The organism is Arthrobacter sp. SDR-2R, from assembly GCF_057747955.1.
On record NZ_CM173231.1, the window covers coordinates 2,567,800 to 2,583,839 of the forward strand.

9 protein-coding genes are annotated in these 16,040 nt (G+C 66.4%); 5 read left to right on the top strand and 4 right to left on the bottom strand.

From position 1 onward, the window contains the following. Positions 1-118: 118 nt before the first annotated feature. From AC3ANU_RS11980 to AC3ANU_RS11995, 4 genes are read right to left on the bottom strand one after another with little or no spacing between them, the layout of a single operon-like run. Positions 119-1,018, bottom strand: a complete 900-nt coding sequence (locus AC3ANU_RS11980; RefSeq protein WP_056390439.1) for a hypothetical protein — start codon at positions 1,016-1,018, stop codon at positions 119-121. A 41-nt stretch (positions 1,019-1,059) separates the two neighbouring features. Then, positions 1,060-4,203 carry an efflux RND transporter permease subunit gene (locus tag AC3ANU_RS11985; RefSeq protein WP_026265769.1) on the bottom strand — a complete coding sequence of 1,048 codons (3,144 nt, stop codon included), beginning with the start codon at positions 4,201-4,203 and terminating at the stop codon, positions 1,060-1,062. Position 4,204: 1 nt separating this feature from the next. Further along, complete coding sequence (locus tag AC3ANU_RS11990) at positions 4,205-4,657, bottom strand: efflux RND transporter periplasmic adaptor subunit (RefSeq protein WP_018769288.1); 453 nt, start codon at positions 4,655-4,657, stop codon at positions 4,205-4,207. Next, entirely contained in the window at positions 4,657-7,815 is a 3,159-nt protein-coding gene (locus AC3ANU_RS11995) for an efflux RND transporter permease subunit (protein WP_056390830.1), read from the bottom strand. The genes AC3ANU_RS11990 and AC3ANU_RS11995 overlap by 1 nt, the downstream gene beginning before the upstream one ends. A 533-nt stretch (positions 7,816-8,348) precedes the next feature. Here AC3ANU_RS11995 and leuS point away from each other — a divergent pair. The 5 genes from leuS (at position 8,349) to holA (ending at position 16,005) form a co-directional block, all read left to right on the top strand. After that, positions 8,349-10,874 carry a leucine--tRNA ligase gene (gene leuS / locus AC3ANU_RS12000; RefSeq protein ID WP_056390433.1) on the top strand — a complete coding sequence of 842 codons (2,526 nt, stop codon included), beginning with the start codon at positions 8,349-8,351 and terminating at the stop codon, positions 10,872-10,874. A gap of 87 nt (positions 10,875-10,961) precedes the next feature. After that, on the top strand, positions 10,962-11,981 hold the full coding sequence (locus AC3ANU_RS12005; RefSeq protein WP_026265768.1) for a DegV family protein: 1,020 nt from the start codon (positions 10,962-10,964) through the stop codon (positions 11,979-11,981). A gap of 48 nt (positions 11,982-12,029) precedes the next feature. Then, on the top strand, positions 12,030-12,941 hold the full coding sequence (locus tag AC3ANU_RS12010; protein WP_488314592.1) for a ComEA family DNA-binding protein: 912 nt from the start codon (positions 12,030-12,032) through the stop codon (positions 12,939-12,941). A 230-nt stretch (positions 12,942-13,171) separates the two neighbouring features. Beyond that, on the top strand, positions 13,172-15,055 hold the full coding sequence (locus AC3ANU_RS12015) for a ComEC/Rec2 family competence protein (RefSeq protein WP_488314593.1): 1,884 nt from the start codon (positions 13,172-13,174) through the stop codon (positions 15,053-15,055). Then, on the top strand, positions 14,989-16,005 hold the full coding sequence (holA, locus tag AC3ANU_RS12020; RefSeq protein WP_478223348.1) for a DNA polymerase III subunit delta: 1,017 nt from the start codon (positions 14,989-14,991) through the stop codon (positions 16,003-16,005). Before AC3ANU_RS12015 ends, holA begins: the two co-directional genes overlap by 67 nt. The last annotated feature ends 35 nt before the right edge of the window (positions 16,006-16,040 follow it).

Consider the following 16,040-nt stretch of genomic DNA (forward strand, 5'->3'; position numbering starts at 1 on the left):
CAGCAGTGAACAGTCCGGACAGCAGTGAACAATCCGGACAGCAGTGAAAAGGGAGGGCGGCATTGGTGCCGCCCTCCCTGTTCACGGGCTCCGGTCAGGAGATGTCCGGTTCCGAGGCTCAATCGCAGAGTTGGGCCCGCGGTGTCTTCGCGTAAACGCTCCTGCTGACCTCGTAGCCCCTCGCGTCCTGCTCCAGGGCCTCCTCATTGACGCGGGCGAAGTGCCGGGCATCCAGCTGCCGCACTTTCACCAGATCCATGAATTCCTGGTCGGAACCGCCCACTGCAGTGACCTTCACCAGCCCGGTTCCGGCTGAATAGAACTTTCGCTGATGCCCGGCGTCAGGTGGTTCCAGAGGGTTGAATTCATCGATCACCAGCACGTCGTTGTAGCAGCCCGTAGGAACACAAACGTGCTGGTCCTGCTTGAAGACTTGCCCGCAGTCAAGGAAATCCACCTTCGGTGCGTACGCCTGCACATACGGAGGAGTATCCGTCCGGGGCGTGGCCTTCATTGCGATGCCGGCCTGCGCCTTCGCGATGCCGCTGATGAAGGTGCTTGGTGCGCCGGCCAACTTGCCGTTTTCGTATTCCTCGGGGTATTCGCCGAACAGCCAGACGGCGCCGCTGGTGCTCTGCGCGAAGAACGCCAGCTCGGATTCGACCAGTTCGCCGTTGTCATAATCGCGGTCCCACACCACCTGCGTGGTGATGCCGTCAATCACTTTCGTCAGCCCTGTCACGGTGCTGACCACGCTGTGCGCGTGGACGCCGTCCGAAGAGGACACCTCCCCAGTGGTTGTGAATTGCATGCCCGGCTTGAGCGGGAACCATTTGTTGTCGATATGCGGTTTTGTCTGGAAATCAGAAGGGTCGAAGTTGATCGCAGAGCCGGGACCGCAGAGCTCCGGTGGTTGTTGTGCCGCGGCCGCGGTGGCGGCGGACGTCACGGTGAGCGTCGCCAGGACAAGCATGAGCGTGGAACCGTATGCGGTGAATCGCTTTTGTCGATGGAACATGGCCGGCCTTTCGTTGTGAGTGGGTTTTGTGCACCCTGCCGCTATCCAGCGGGGGCTGGTTCCGGGTTGGGGCGGCGAGTGCCGCGGGCCGGGCGCCGCTTGGCGAAGCGGAGGTACAGCGACGGCACAATGAAGAGGTTCAGCAGGGTGGACGTGACGAGGCCGCCCAGGATGACCACTGCCATGGGGTGTTCGATTTCGTGGCCCGGGACATTCCCCATGACCACCAGGGGCACCAGGGCCAATCCGGTTGCCAGGGTGGTCATGAGGATCGGGGACAGCCGCTCGGCTGCCCCGCGCAGCACCAGGTCACGGCCAAAGGTCTCACCCTCGTCCCTTTCCAGATGCTGGCAGTGGCTGATGAGCAAAATGCCGTTGCGCGCAGCGATACCCATCACCGTCAGGAAGCCCACAACCGAGCCCAGGGAAAGAATCCCGCCGGACATGAAAGCGGCGAAAACCCCGCCCACCAAGGCGATCGGCAGGGTCAGAAGGGACAGTACGGCGAGCCGCCAGCTCCGGAATGATGTTTGGAGGAGCAGGAGGATCAGGACGAGGGCAGCGGCGGCGAAAATCATCAGGCGGTTCGTGGCCGCCTCACGTTCGGTGTATTCGCCTAGCAGCTGCACGCTGTAACCGGCCGGCAGGTCCAGGGTGTCAAGGCGTTGCTGCAGCTCGCGGGCGACGTTGCCGAGGTCTGCGCCCGATGCCAGGAACGATCCAACTTCAACGCGGCGCGATCCGTTGGTACGGTCAATCTGGTTCGGCACCGGCTGAAGGGCCACGGTGGCCAGATCAGCGAGGCGGACCCGCTGGCCGGTGGGCGTGTCGATCGGCAGGTCTTCGATGCTGGTAACGCTGGACCGGGTGGCGGGAGTGCTCCAGACGTGGACGTCGTAGGCACGTCCGTCGCGGAAGACGTCGCCTACCTCCTCGCCAGCCACGAGCGTGGCTGCCGCACGTCTCACATCGCCAGGTTTCAGTCCGTATTTCTGTGCCTGGGCCAGGTTGACCGTGACAGAGATCTGCGGAACCTCAACCTCAAGGGAGACATGGGCGTCCTGGGTGCCGTGGATGCCGTCCAGGATGTCTTTGACCCGTTGGGCCTGTTCACGCAGCACGTTGAGGTCATCCCCGTAAACGCGGACGAGGATCGGCTCACTGGCTCCCGTGAGGACCTCTTCGATCCGTTCCTTCAGGTAGGTCTGGACGTCCCGGTGCAGGCCGGGATACCCGTTGACAACGTCCTGCACGGCGGCGAGCGTCTCGTCGTAGTTGGCGTGACGGTCAATGCTGATCCAGTGCTCGCCCGCGTTGACGCCAACAATCTCGTCGGCGGTGAAGGCCTGACCAATGTGTGTACCGCAATTCAGGACGCCGGGCACTTTGAGGAACTCCTCGCAGCCGCGCTGGGAGATCCGATATTCCTCCGCGGCTGACGTTCCCGGCTGTGAGACCCAGTGCATCAGGAAGTCCCGTTCCTTGAAAGTGGGGAACAGGGATGAGCCCAGGAGGGGTGCTATCGCCAAACCTGCCAGGGCGACGACTCCAAATCCCGCGTAGCCGTAGCGGGGCCGCTTCATCATGCCTGAAAGGACCGCGTGGTAGCCGCGCTTGAGCACGCGGACGAGGGGAGCGTCACGCTCCTCCAGTTTGGCGTTACCGAGGAGGATCAGTGCCAGGGCCGGAGTGACCGTCAGCGCCACCAGCATTGAGGCGAGTACTGCCAGCGTGTAGGTGATTGCCAGCGGCCGGAAGAAGACGCCCGTCAGTCCATCCAGGAAGAAGATGGGTACTGCCGCCACCACAATGATCAGGGTGGCATAGACGATGGGGCTCCGCATTTCGAGCGAGGCTTTCAACACCACCGAGGACGTGGATTCGCCGCTGCCCCGGGCGCGGTGCTGCCGCAGCCGCCGCATGATGTTTTCGACGTCGATGATGGCGTCATCGACCACGACACCGACCGCAATGACCAGCCCCGCAAGGACCATCGTGTTGATCGAACTGGCGGTGAAATACAGGACCAGGGCAGCTGTGAGCAAGGACAGCGGAATCGCGATGAGGCTGATGAGGGCTGTCCGCCATTGGAAGAGGAAAGCGCCCAGGATCAGGACGACGAGCAGGCAGCCGAGCAGCAGGGCCAGGCTGAGGTTGGAGATGGATTCCTCCACAAAGCTTGCCGGGCGGAAGATGGTGGTGTCGAAGCTGATTCCACTCAAGCCGGGCTGCAACTCATGCAGGGCCTCCTCAACGCCCTTGGTCACGTCCAGGGTGTTGCCCCAGGGCAGTTTCTCGACAATGAGCATGAGCCCATGGCCGCTATTGATGACGGCGTCACCGATGAGTGGCTGGTGGTCTTCCACTACTTGGGCTACGTCGCCAAGGTGGAGGGGCACGCCGTCCTTTTCACGGATCGTCACCTGGGCCAGGTCGGCGGGAGTCTTTATCGGCTGGACGTGCCGAACCCCCATTCTCTGGTTGGGGCTGTCAATAAAGCCCCCGGTGCCGATGAACCTTCCGGGCGAGTACCTAAGCAGGCCTGCGTCGAGGGCGCCGGCGGTAACTTCCATGACCTGGTTGAGGGAAACGTCCTGGGCTTTGAGCTTGTCGGGTTCCACCTGCACCTGCAGCATCTGGAGCCGTTCCCCCCAAATTGCCACGTTGGCCACACCGGGAACCCGCAGGAGGCGGGCCCGGATGGTCCAGTAGGACAGCATGGACATCTCAATGAGCGAGTGCTCAGATGACGTCATTCCTATCTTCATCACGCGGCTCGTGGCGGACAGCGGCTGCAGCATGACCGGCGGGGCCGCCCAGGTCGGCAGCGCCGCCGTCACGGACGCCATGCGTTCCGAGACCTGCTGGCGGGCGTTGAGCAGGTCGGTGCCCGGATGGAAGAGCAACACGATCGAAGACAGCTGCGCAACGGATTTGGACCGCAGCTCGTCCAGTCCCGGCATGCCGCCTACCGCTGCCTCGATGGGAACGCTGACCAGCTCTTCGACTTCCTGGGCAGTCAGGCCAAGGCACGCGGTCTGGATTTCGACCCGGGGTGGGGCGAATTCGGGAAAGACGTCCACGGACGCGGCACCCAGCTGCAGGGATCCGAGCAGCATGACCGCACACGCGATGGCGACGACGATCGTCCTAAACCTGAGGCTGACCCCGATTATCCAGCGCATGTCACTGGGCCGTGTCGAATTCCGCGCCAAAAAGCTCCTCAGCGCCCGTGGTCACCACCGTTGTGCCGGGAGGCGGCCCGTCGCCCAACTGCGCAACATCGGCGTTGATGCGTTCGACGGTGATTGGCGCGCGGACGTAAACCAGGGGCTCGGGGTTGGTGTACACCCAGGTCTTGCCGGTGCTGTCATACAGAATGGCCGCATAGGAGACGGTGAGCTTCCCGGTCTGGGGGTCCGTCGCCACCTGGACGGTGGTAAGCCCGAGGCGTTGGACAGCGTGATCGGTGAGCGTGATGCGGTGAAGGTCCGTTCCCGGCACCGTGGCAATAGCCGCCGGGTCGTTGGCTGACGCCGCTTCGGACACTTGTGCGCACCCTGCAACCAGGAGTGACAGGAACGCCGCGATAATGAGGGCTGCGTGCTTCCTGGCAGGCCCTGCTGGAATTGATTTCATCACACAACCTGGTTTTCAGTAGGTTCATAGATGGCGTGGCCGGCGCTGTGTGCTGGTGCCTTCGGCGCGAAGGCGAGCAGTACGGCGGGTACCACAAACAGGGTGGACAGGGTGGAGGTCAGCAGGCCGCCCCAGATGATCACGGCAAGCGGTTGAATGATTTCCGTTCCTGCCACACCGCCGAACAGGACGAGGGGCACAAGTGCAAGTGCCGTCATCCCGGCCGACATCAACGTCGGACCCAGCCTGTCCCTCGCCGCATGGACCACCAGGCCAGGCATCGGCATTTCACCGCCCCGGGCCTGTAGTGTCCGGACGCGTTCCGCCATCAGCAGGGTGCCCCGGGCCGCGATCCCCAGCACGACGGCGAACGCCACCAGTGCGACCAGGGAATTTACCGCCCCGGTAACCAGGGCGGCAAGCACGCCTCCGGAGAGCGAAAGGACCAGGCACAGGGCGAGCGGGACGGCGAGCCGCCAGCTTCCGGCAGCAGTCTGCAGAAGAACCAGGATGCCCGCCGCGGCAATCGCTGCGAGCAACCAGAGCCACTGGATGTTGCTTTGCTGCTGGGCATACTGCGTGAGGATTTCGGCGTGGTACGACATCGGGAACTGCATCTTTTGGAGGCCCGCATTAATGTCGTTTTGGATGTCGCTCAGGGGCCGGCCCTGGATGTCGGCTTTCACGTCAAGGCGGCGATAGGTGTCATCGTGAAGTATGACGGACTCGTTTCCGACCATATTGACCTGGGCGACGTCGCCCAGGCGGGCATGCCCGCCGCTGGGGGTGTCGATGATCAGGTCACGAACGCTGTCCAGGCTGTTCCGCGTGGACGGGACCCCCTTGACGATGACCGAGAAGACCTTCTGCTGTTCGTAGAGGTTGCCCACTTCGATACCTTGCACCAAGGCGGCCGCAGCGCGTCGAACATCCCCGGGGGCGACGCCGGCCTTCTGCGCCTTGGCAAGGTCAACCGTGACCTCGGCAATGGGCTGCTCGGGGGGAACGTCAACATGGGCGTTCGCAATGCCGGCGGTGTGTTCCAGAATCTGCTGCACCTCCGACGCCTTCTGCCGCAGGATCGCGGGGTCCAGGCCGTAGACCCGGACGGCGAATCCGCTGTCCGCAGCGTCCCGGATCGCGTCGAGGCGCTCCTGGGGATAGGTCGATACCTTGCTGGTCAGCCCGGGGTAGCCGGCAATGACCTGCTTGACGGCGGCAGCAGTATCCCTGAAGGACGCATCGTGTGCCACGCTGACCCAAAGTTCACCCGAACTTACGTCACCGACCTGGTCGGAGGTGATGGCCCGGCCAACGTGGCCTCCCACATTGGCCACGCCGGGCACGCCGCGCAGCTCGCCCGCCGCCGCCTCCGTGATCCGGCTCATTTCCTGGTCCGAGGTACCAGCGATCGCGCTCCAGTGCACCACCAGGGTCTTGTCCGCCATTACCGGCACCACGGGGTGGCCGGCTGCCAGCTGGGGCATCAAGGCCAGCCCCGCCAGCGCCACAACGGCGGAAGCAGCGAACATCCATTTAGCCCCTCCCCTCAGGCGGACCAGGAGCCGGCCGTAGCCCACCTCGAGCCGCTTCAGCGACCGGCGTTCCCGCGGCGCGTTCAACGCTCCGGGGAGGACGAACACCAGCGCGGCTGTGACGGCCAGCGCCACGATCATCGAGACTGCCAGGGCAAGCAGGTAGGCCAGGACAAGTGGACCGAAAAGGGCTCCATTCTCACCTGTGAAGAAGAATGCCGGCATCGTGGCCAGCGCCATGATCAACAGCGAGTAGAGAATCGGAGTACGAACCGAGCGAAGGGCCTCCGGAATCAGGCCCGAGCCCCGCTGGGTATCGTGCAGCGCGTCCCCGCGTTTCCTGGCGGAAAGGTTCGCCGCCACCACCCCACTGAGGTCCTCGGCGACGTCGCCCACGATAACCGCGAGGGCGAGCACCATGCCCGCGAACACCATGGAGTTCATCCCGACCCCGCGCCAGTACAGGACAAGGGCCGCCGCGGTGAGTGCCACCGGGATGGTGACCAGGCTGATGACAGCGGCACGCCATGACCGGAAGAACGCCCAGAACATCGCGACGATGACCAGCAATGTGATGAGCAGGCCGACGCCGATTACGCCGACTTCCTCCTCGATGAAGGACGCCTGTCGGTAAACGGTGGTGTCCACCTGTACCCCGGGCAGGCCCGGCTGGAGTGCGCGCAGTGCCTCGTCCACGCCCCGCGTCACGTCCATGGTGTTGGTCTCGGGGAATTTCTCGATCACCAGGAGGAGCTCGGTTTCCTTGCTCAGGAGGGCATCGCCGATCAGTGGCTGGTGGTCCGTTTGAACCGTGGCGACGTCCTTCAGGAGGAGGTTCCCCGCCGGACTGTCCAATGGAACCTGACCCAGGTCCTGGGGAGTGGTGATTGGCAGGACGTGCTGGACGCCGATCCGCTGGTGTCCGGTCTCGAAGAAGCCGCCCGTTCCCGGGGTGGAGGCCTCCAGGTAGCTCAGCGGTGATACCCATACTGAGTTGCCGGTGGTCTTGATGACATCGTCCAGCGTGACGCCTTTGGCTGCAAGCTGACCCGGATCCACCAGGACCTGCAGTTGCTGATCCCGTTGGCCCCAGATGGCCACGTTGGCGACACCAGGCACCGCCAGGAGGCCTGGCTTCATCGTCCAGCGGGCCAGGACAGACATGTCGATGGCCGACATGTCCTTTGACGTGAGCTTGATCATCATCACCCGGCTGGTGGATGAGAGCGGCTGCATGAGGACCGGCGCTGCTGACACGTTCGGCAGTGCGCGGGCCTGGGTAAGGCGCTCAGAGACCAGCTGGCGTGCCCGGAAAAGGTCAGTCCCCGGCTTGAAGACCATCTGGATCGAGGACAGCCCGGGGAGGGACTTGGATCGGATCGCCTCCACCCAGGCAACGCCGTTCAGCAGGTCGGCCTCCATCGGGGAGGTGACGAGCTGTTCCACCTCGGCGGCCGAGAGCCCCAGGGCCTCCGTCTGGATCTCCACCTGCGGCGGGGCGAATTCCGGATAGGCATCAACGGACATGCCCGGCAAACTTGATAACCCAAAAGCGAGAATTCCCGCAGCCAATGCCAGGACCAACAACCGGAACTGGACAGCCCAGCGAATTATGGCGGTCATGACCAGTACCACGGTGATTGCCTGGCCCACAACCCGGGAGCTTCGGTGCGGACCTTTACTTTTGCGGGGGCGAAGCTGCTGTCCGCCAGTTGTCGTGCGGGAAATCTACGCCAAGAACACATTTCGGGCTCCTCGACCTGAGACCGTTCAGTACCCCGCAGACTTGCCATCACTGTGGACCGCAGAGCATAACTTGGCAAGAGTACTTAGCCCCTCAACTTTGCGGCTCCGGCAGTAGGGGGAGCACCCAATTCGGGGGGTGGTGGCTTTAGGGGGATGCGGGCTCCGGCGTGTGCCCTCATCGGCTGGGCGGTAATCCGGCACTTGTTTACACTGGGGGTGCGCTAAAGTAGAGCCATGCGTGCGATCCTTCTGCTTAGTTAGCCGCCGGCTCCGGATATCGGATAGCTGAGCGGCAGCCCCTCCCTTGGCGAGGGGCTTTTGTGTGTCCGGGGTATGGCGCCGGGCCGGCAGCAGGAGGATCAGGCCGTTATGGCAGCACCGATGCCGTAACAGAACAGAAGAGGGCAGCAGTGGGCGTTCAGCCGGAGACAGAGACCGGAACAGCAACAACAGTATCGGCGGAGCCTGAGGAGGGCACCTACAGTTTCACCGCCATGGAGGCCAAATGGCCCCAGGTGTGGGAGGACCTCAAGGTCTTCACCCCGGTGGATGACGGGTCCCGGGAGCGCCGCTACGTGCTTGACATGTTCCCGTACCCGTCCGGTGACCTGCACATGGGCCACGCCGAAGCGTTCGCCATGGGTGACGTCGTGGCCCGCTACCTGCGCCAGAAGGGGTACGACGTCCTGCACCCCATCGGCTGGGACTCCTTCGGCCTGCCCGCGGAGAACGCTGCCATCAAGCGCAACGCCCACCCCAGCGAGTGGACCTACGCCAACATCGACACCCAGGCAGCGTCCTTCAAGCGGTACGCCATCTCCGCCGACTGGTCGCGCCGCCTCCACACCTCCGACCCCGAGTACTACCGCTGGACCCAGTGGCTGTTCAAGCGCTTCTACGAGCGCGGGCTGGCCTACCGGAAGAACTCCCCGGTCAACTGGTGCCCCAAGGACCAGACCGTCCTGGCCAACGAGCAGGTGGTCAACGGCGCCTGCGAGCGCTGCGGCACCACCGTGACCAAGAAGTCGCTCAACCAGTGGTACTTCAAGATCACCGACTACGCGGACCGCCTGCTGGATGACATGGACGAGCTGCGCGGCCACTGGCCCGAGCGCGTCCTGGCCATGCAGAAGAACTGGATCGGCCGGTCCGAGGGTGCCCACGTCAACTTCGTGATCGAGGCCGACGGCGGCAAGCCCGCCAAGGAGGTCACGGTCTTCACCACCCGCCCGGACACCCTGTACGGGGCAACCTTCTTCGTTGTGGCTGCCGACGCGCCGCTCGCCGTCGAACTTGTCACGGACGACCACGCAGCTGCCCTGGACGAATACCGTGAACGGGTCAAGGCGCTCTCCGAGATCGAACGCCAGTCCACCGAGCGCGAAAAGACCGGTGTCTTCACCGGCCGCTACGCCATCAACCCGCTGAACGGCGAAAAACTGCCGGTCTGGGCTGCCGACTACGTCCTGGCCGACTACGGCACGGGCGCCATCATGGCCGTGCCCGCGCATGACCAGCGGGACCTCGACTTCGCCCGCGCGTTCAACCTGCCGGTCCGCGCCGTCCTGGACACCGGCGAAGAGGATCCCGCCGTCTCGGGCACCGCCACCTCGGGGGAGGGCACCCTGATCAACTCCGGCGAGCTCGACGGACTGCCCAAGGCCGAGGCCATCCCGGCGGCCATCACCATCCTGGAGCGGCAGGGCACCGGCGAGAAGTTCGTGAACTTCCGGCTCCGCGACTGGCTCCTGAGCCGGCAGCGGTTCTGGGGCACCCCCATCCCCATCATCCACTGCCCGTCCTGCGGCGAAGTCCCCGTTCCCGATGAGCAGCTGCCCGTGACCCTTCCCTCGGACCTCCGCGGCGAGGACCTGGCCCCGAAGGGCACCTCGCCGCTGGCCGCGGCCGAGTCCTGGGTCAACGTCGAATGCCCCACCTGCCACGGCCCTGCCAAGCGGGACACCGACACCATGGACACGTTCGTCGACTCCTCCTGGTACTTCCTGCGCTTCGTCTCCCCGCACTACACCGGGGGCCCCTTCGATCCGGAGAAGATCAACGACTGGATGCCCGTGGGCCAGTACGTCGGCGGTGTGGAGCACGCCATCCTCCACCTGCTGTACGCCCGCTTCTTCACCAAGGTCATCCACGACCTGGGCATGATCGACGCCGACGAACCCTTCAGCGCCCTGCTGAACCAGGGCCAGGTACTCAACGGCGGCAAAGCCATGAGCAAGTCGCTGGGCAACGGCGTGGACCTCGGCGAGCAGCTCGACAAGTACGGCGTGGACGCGGTCCGGCTGACCATGATCTTCGCCTCCCCGCCGGAGGACGACGTCGACTGGGCCGATGTTTCGCCGTCGGGCTCGGCGAAATTCCTGGCCCGCGCCTGGCGCCTGGCGCAGGACGTGGCCAGCGGGCCCGGCGTGGACGCCACCACCGGCGACCGCGCGCTGCGGTCGGTAACGCACCGCACCATCGCGGACGCCGCTGAACTGCTGGACGCCAACAAGTTCAACGTGGTGGTGGCCAAGCTGATGGAGCTGGTCAACGCCACCCGCAAGGCCATTGACTCCGGCGCAGGGGCGGCGGATCCGGCGGTCCGCGAAGCCGCTGAAGCCGTCGCCGTGATCCTCAGCCTCTTCGCGCCATACACCGCCGAGGACATGTGGAACCTGCTGGGCCACCCGGCGTCGGTGGCCAACGCAGGCTGGCCCGCCCACGATCCCGCGCTCCTGGTCCAGGACACGGTCACCGCCGTTGTCCAGGTGCAGGGCAAGGTCCGTGACCGGCTTGAGGTGTCCCCGGACGTCTCCGAGGATCAGCTCCGCGAGCTGGCCCTGGCGTCCGACAACGTCCAGCGCGCCCTTGACGGCCGCGGCATCAGGACAGTCATCGTCCGTGCGCCTAAGCTGGTCAACATCGTCCCGGCATAAGCGCTGCACCCTGCAGCACGCACCGGCCGCCGGAAGTTTTCCGGCGGCCGGTGCTGACTGATCCGGACACCGTCTCCAGGAGGCCCCTTGCCCGACAGTAATGCCGCTGCCTGGCCATGGGTCCGTGCACGGCTGTCAGGCCTCCGTCCCGGGGCGCGTCCGGGGACGCGGCGGGCGGCCGGGAGCGCTGAGGTGCGCACAGCCGTCGTCACTGATTCCGCTGCCGCCCTGCCTGCGGACTATGCAGGCAGGCTGCCGCGGGACGGCATCCTGACCGTGACACCCATGCCCGTCATGGTGGGCCGGGAAATCTACGGCGAGGGTGAAGACGACATCCTCGAGACCATCGCCGTGGCGCTGGCCTCCGGAACGCAGGTCAAAACATCCAGGCCGTCACCGGGCCAATTTGAGCAGGCGTACCGCGCGGCCGAACTCCGGGGATTCCAGGCGGTCGTTTCCGTCCATATCTCCGGGGAACTTTCCGGCACTGCCGACGCGGCCCGGCTTGCTGCGGCAAAGGTGGGGATCCCCGTGGAGGTGGTGGATACCCGAACCGTGGGCATGGCACAGGGGATGGCCGTGCAGGCTGCCGTGGAGGCAGCCGCCGCCGGCGCCGACCATGCCGGGGTTGCTGCCGCGGCAGCGGCCCAGGCAGCCCGCACCAAGGTCTTCTTCTACGTCCCCAGCCTGGAACAACTGCGGCGGGGCGGACGGATCGGCGCCGCGGCCTCGCTGCTGGGCACCATGTTTGCCATCAAACCTATCCTTGCGGTCGACGGCGGCAGGATCGTCCCGCTGGAGAAGGTGCGGTCAGGTGCCAGGGCCGTGGCGCGCCTTGAGGAAATCGTGGTGGCCGAAGCGGCGGCGCGTCCGGGAGAGGCCGTGCGCCTGGCCGTCCATCATTTCGGGAACTCCGAAGAGGCGGAGAGCCTGGCCGCGCGGCTGGAAGCGGCACTTCCCGAATGCCCGCCCGCCCAGATCAGTTCCCTCCCGGCAGTCCTCGCTGCCCATGCGGGCCTCGGCGTCCTTGCGGTCATCGTGGGCAGGACGGCCGCCGATGGGGGGACGGACGGCGGACCGGGCGCCGAAGCGCACCTTTCCACATAGCCTCTTTGCCGGCTGCCGGTCGGCGGACCGTGTTCCTAGGGTGGAGCTATGTCACGCCGGGATGCTGGAGCAGCAGGTCAGCAGGCGCGCCATGTGAGGGCGAGGCTCCATGCCACCCTGGGGGAGGGACCTTCCGGGCTCCTGCAGGACGGGGCCGGCCCCGACGGTTTTGAGTACCGGGGTTCCGGTGACGCGGGCGGAGACAAACCCGGCAGTGGCTCCGGAGCTGGTTCCGGTGTGGCGCCTTCGCTCCGGTGGCGGGTGGGGCTGCGCGTCGCCGTGCTGCTGGCTGTTCTGGCCGTGGCCGCGGGAGCCTGGTTTTGGTGGCAGGCCGGGGCGGCCGCGCCCCAGGTCCTGCCGTTGGGCGGCACCGGTTCCGGCGGCGCATCAGCAGCGGCCGGTGACAGTGGTTCCGTCCAGGGCGGGGCCCCAGCCCCACCGGATTCCGGCAGCGGGCAGGGCGGCTCCGCGCCAGCGGGGACGGTGGTGGTGCACGTTGTTGGCGCCGTGGCCAGACCCGGTGTTATCCGGCTGCCGCACAGCAGCCGCGTTGACGACGCCATCGCTGCGGCGGGCGGTGCGACTCCGGACGCCGACGTCAACCGGCTCAACCTTGCCCTCGTGGTGGAGGACGGCCAGAAAATCCACGTTCCGCGGCAAGGGGAACCCCAGGCCTCCGCGGCCGGTGCCGCAGGTCCGGACGGCACTGGGTCAATGGGTGCTGGTTCAGGCACTGCGCAGCAGGGGACGGTACCCGGCCAGACCGGCGGAAAGGTCAACCTCAACACCGCGGACGCTGCCACGCTGGACACGCTGCCAAAAGTCGGGCCGGTCCTGGCCCAGCGGATCGTGGACTGGCGGAAGGAACACGGCCCCTTCAAGAGCGCGGAAGAACTGGACGCCGTCGACGGCGTGGGACCAAAGATGCTTGAGGCCTTGCTCCCGCTGGTGACGGTCTAGGGACGGCCGTGGGAGCGAATTCAGGAAGGGGAGGCCGGGACAAGGGTCAGGGATGGAATGCGCCCGATCCCGGCGGCGGAAAGCAACGGCGCAGTCCCTGGCACCGCTTCATCGAATCCGCGGTGAATGGCCCCGGCCTGGAACCACAGGCTCCGACGCCTCCAGGCGCAACGGAAGCCTCCGGGACCCCTTCTCCGCCTTCGACACCGGCCCACCCACGGACCCCCTGCTTGCCGGCCACCGGGCACCGGCCGCTGCAGGGGCACTGGACGCGCGCCGTGCACCACGTGCGCCAGCGGGTGGCCGATGGCGGCAAGGCCCAGGAAAACGCTGATACCAGTCCCGCGGAACCACGACGCCGCACGGACCTCCGCCTTGCCCTTCCGGCATTATTGGTATGGACCGCCTCAGTGGCCGGGCTCTGGCTGCCGCCTGCGGAGCTTGCAGCACTGTGCTCCGCACTGGCGGCACTTGGCGGCCTCCTCCTGGCCCGCGCGGCCAGGCATCGCACGGCACGAACTGCGCGTCCCGCCGTCGGCCACCAGGAACGGGCCGGGCCGCCCCGCGCCACCGGACGCAGCTTTCCCGCCGCCCTGGGCGTCTCCCTGATGCTGGCCGCTGCCGCCGCAGCCCACGCTGCAACGTCGTCAAGCCAACGGTTCGAGGGTCCCCTCGCCGACGCGGTCACTGCCGGCAAGTCCGTCGTCGCCATTGTGGAGGTGGCCGGAAACCCAAGGGCCATGGCAGGACCGGGCGGGTCGGCGGGACGCTGGGCAGTTCCGGTGTGGACGCAGGAAGTGACCACCGGCGGCATGCTGGTGCGGACACGGGCGCGGCTCACCATCATGGGCGGGCAAGGCTGGGGCGGGGTGGTTCCGGGGCAGACCCTGCGCGCAGCAGGAAAGCTGCGGCCGGCGGAGCCGGGGGACCAGGACGCGGGAACCCTGGCCGCCTCCACCGCCCCCGGCAAGGCCATGGGAGGCTCGCTGCTGGAGGGGGCAGCGAAGGAGCTTCGGGCGCGCTTCGTTTCCGCCGCGGTTTTCCTGTCACCCGATGCCCGCGGACTCCTTCCGGGAATGGTCACCGGAGACACCAGCGCACTGGACGAGGGACTGGACAACGCCATGAAGGCTGTGGGCATGACCCACCTAACGGCGGTCAGCGGGGCAAACTGCAGCCTGGTGCTGGGGGCCTTGCTGCTCCTGTGCCGCCGGTGCCGGCTGCCGCGTGCTCCCGCTGCGGCTGGAGCACTTTGCGGCCTGGCCCTCTTCATAGTCCTGGTGGGACCGGACGCCAGCGTCCTGCGGGCCGCTCTCATGGGTGCCATCGGGGTGGCCGCCCTCGCGGGCGGACGCCCAGGGCGCGGACTGAGCTTCCTGTGCCTCGCCGTCATCGGCCTTCTACTGGCCGAGCCTGCCCTTGGCACCAGTTTCGGATTCCTGCTGTCCGTCCTTGCCACGCTGGGGATCATTCTCCTGGGGCGGCGGATCGTCGCCTGGATTCCCGCAGCGGTGCCCCGGTGGATCGCCGCCGCCGTTGCGGTTCCGCTGTCCGCACAGCTGTTGTGCGGGCCCGTCATCGTCCTCCTGCAGCCCCGGTTCGCCACCTATTCGCTGCTGGCCAATGTCGTGGTGTCACCCCTGGTGGCGCCGGTGACCCTGCTGGGAACGGCAGCGGTGCCGCTGGTGGTCCTGCTTCCGTGGGCCGCCACGTTTCTGATCGCTGTGGCTGGAACGTTCAGCGCCGGCGTCGCCGCCACCGCCAGGTTCACGGCGCAGCTGCCCGGCTCCGCCCTGCCCTGGCCTGAGGGAGTGCCCGGGCTGCTGTCGATGGTGCTGTTGTCCACCGTTACCCTGGCGGCCGTGTGGGCAGTTGTCCGGCCCCTGCGGTTCGCCTGCCAGGTCCGGAAAGCGCACGCCGTCACGGTGGCACTGATCGGGCTGATGGAGCTGCGGCTGCAGCACATCCGCCGCAAGGGCAGCTTGGACCGCGGGCGCAGACGTGGCAGGCTGGGATCCTGCAATAAAACCTCCGGAAGGGACCTTGGATGGCCGTCGCGCAAAAGCGGGCAACACGCTCCCCGGCGTCGAACACAGCCTCCTGGCGGGACGTAGCCCCGGCCTCGATCGTGCTGATAAGCGGCCCGGAAGAGTACCTGGGCATCAGGGCCATGGACAGGATCCGATCCCAGGTCAGGGCGGCCGCGCCGGACGTCGAATTGAGCCGCATCAACGCCGCCGGCTATGACGCCGGCACCCTGACCATGCAGGTGAGCCCTTCACTGTTCGGTGAGAGCAAGCTCATTGAAGTGGAGGCCGTGGAAGGGATGAACGACGCCTTCCTGGCGGATGCCCTTGCCTACCTGCAGCACCCGGAACAGGACGCCGTCGTCGTGCTCCGGCACGCCGGCGGAGCACGCGGCAAAAAGCTCCTCGACGCCGTTAAGAAGGGTGGCTGGCCGGTCGTCGACTGCCAGCCACTGAAGAAGGATGCGGACAAGGTCTCGTTCGTCATGGCGGAGTTCAAGGCGGCCGGGCGGCGGATCAACCAGGACGCCGTCCAGGCGCTGGTGAATGCCGTGGGGGCCGACCTTTCGGAACTCGCCGCGGCGTGCTCGCAACTGATTGCCGACGCAGGGAGCACCGTCACTACTGAGACCGTGGACAAGTACTACGGCGGACGGATCGAGGCCACCGCGTTCAAGGTCGCCGACGCCGCAATGGCAGGAAACGCCCCCGTGGCGCTGTCGACGCTGCGCCACGCCCTTGCCACCGGTGCTGACCCGGTTCCGCTGGTGGCAGCCCTCGCCTCGAAGCTAAGAACTGTCGCACGGGTGGCCGGCGCCTCCGGATCGCCCGCGCAGATCGCGGCGGAACTCGGGATGCAGCCCTGGCTCGTGGAGCAGGCACAGCGGGACGTCCGGCGCTGGACCCCGGAAGGCCTGGTCCGGTCCATCCAGGCCACGGCGGAGGCTGATGCGCAGGTCAAGGGCTTGTCCCGGGACCCCGTCTACGCCGTCGAACACGCTGTGACGGTGATTGCCATGTCCGTCCAGGGCAGGTAGGCCGCAACGATTAAAAGCGTGTGGCCGGTACCTTG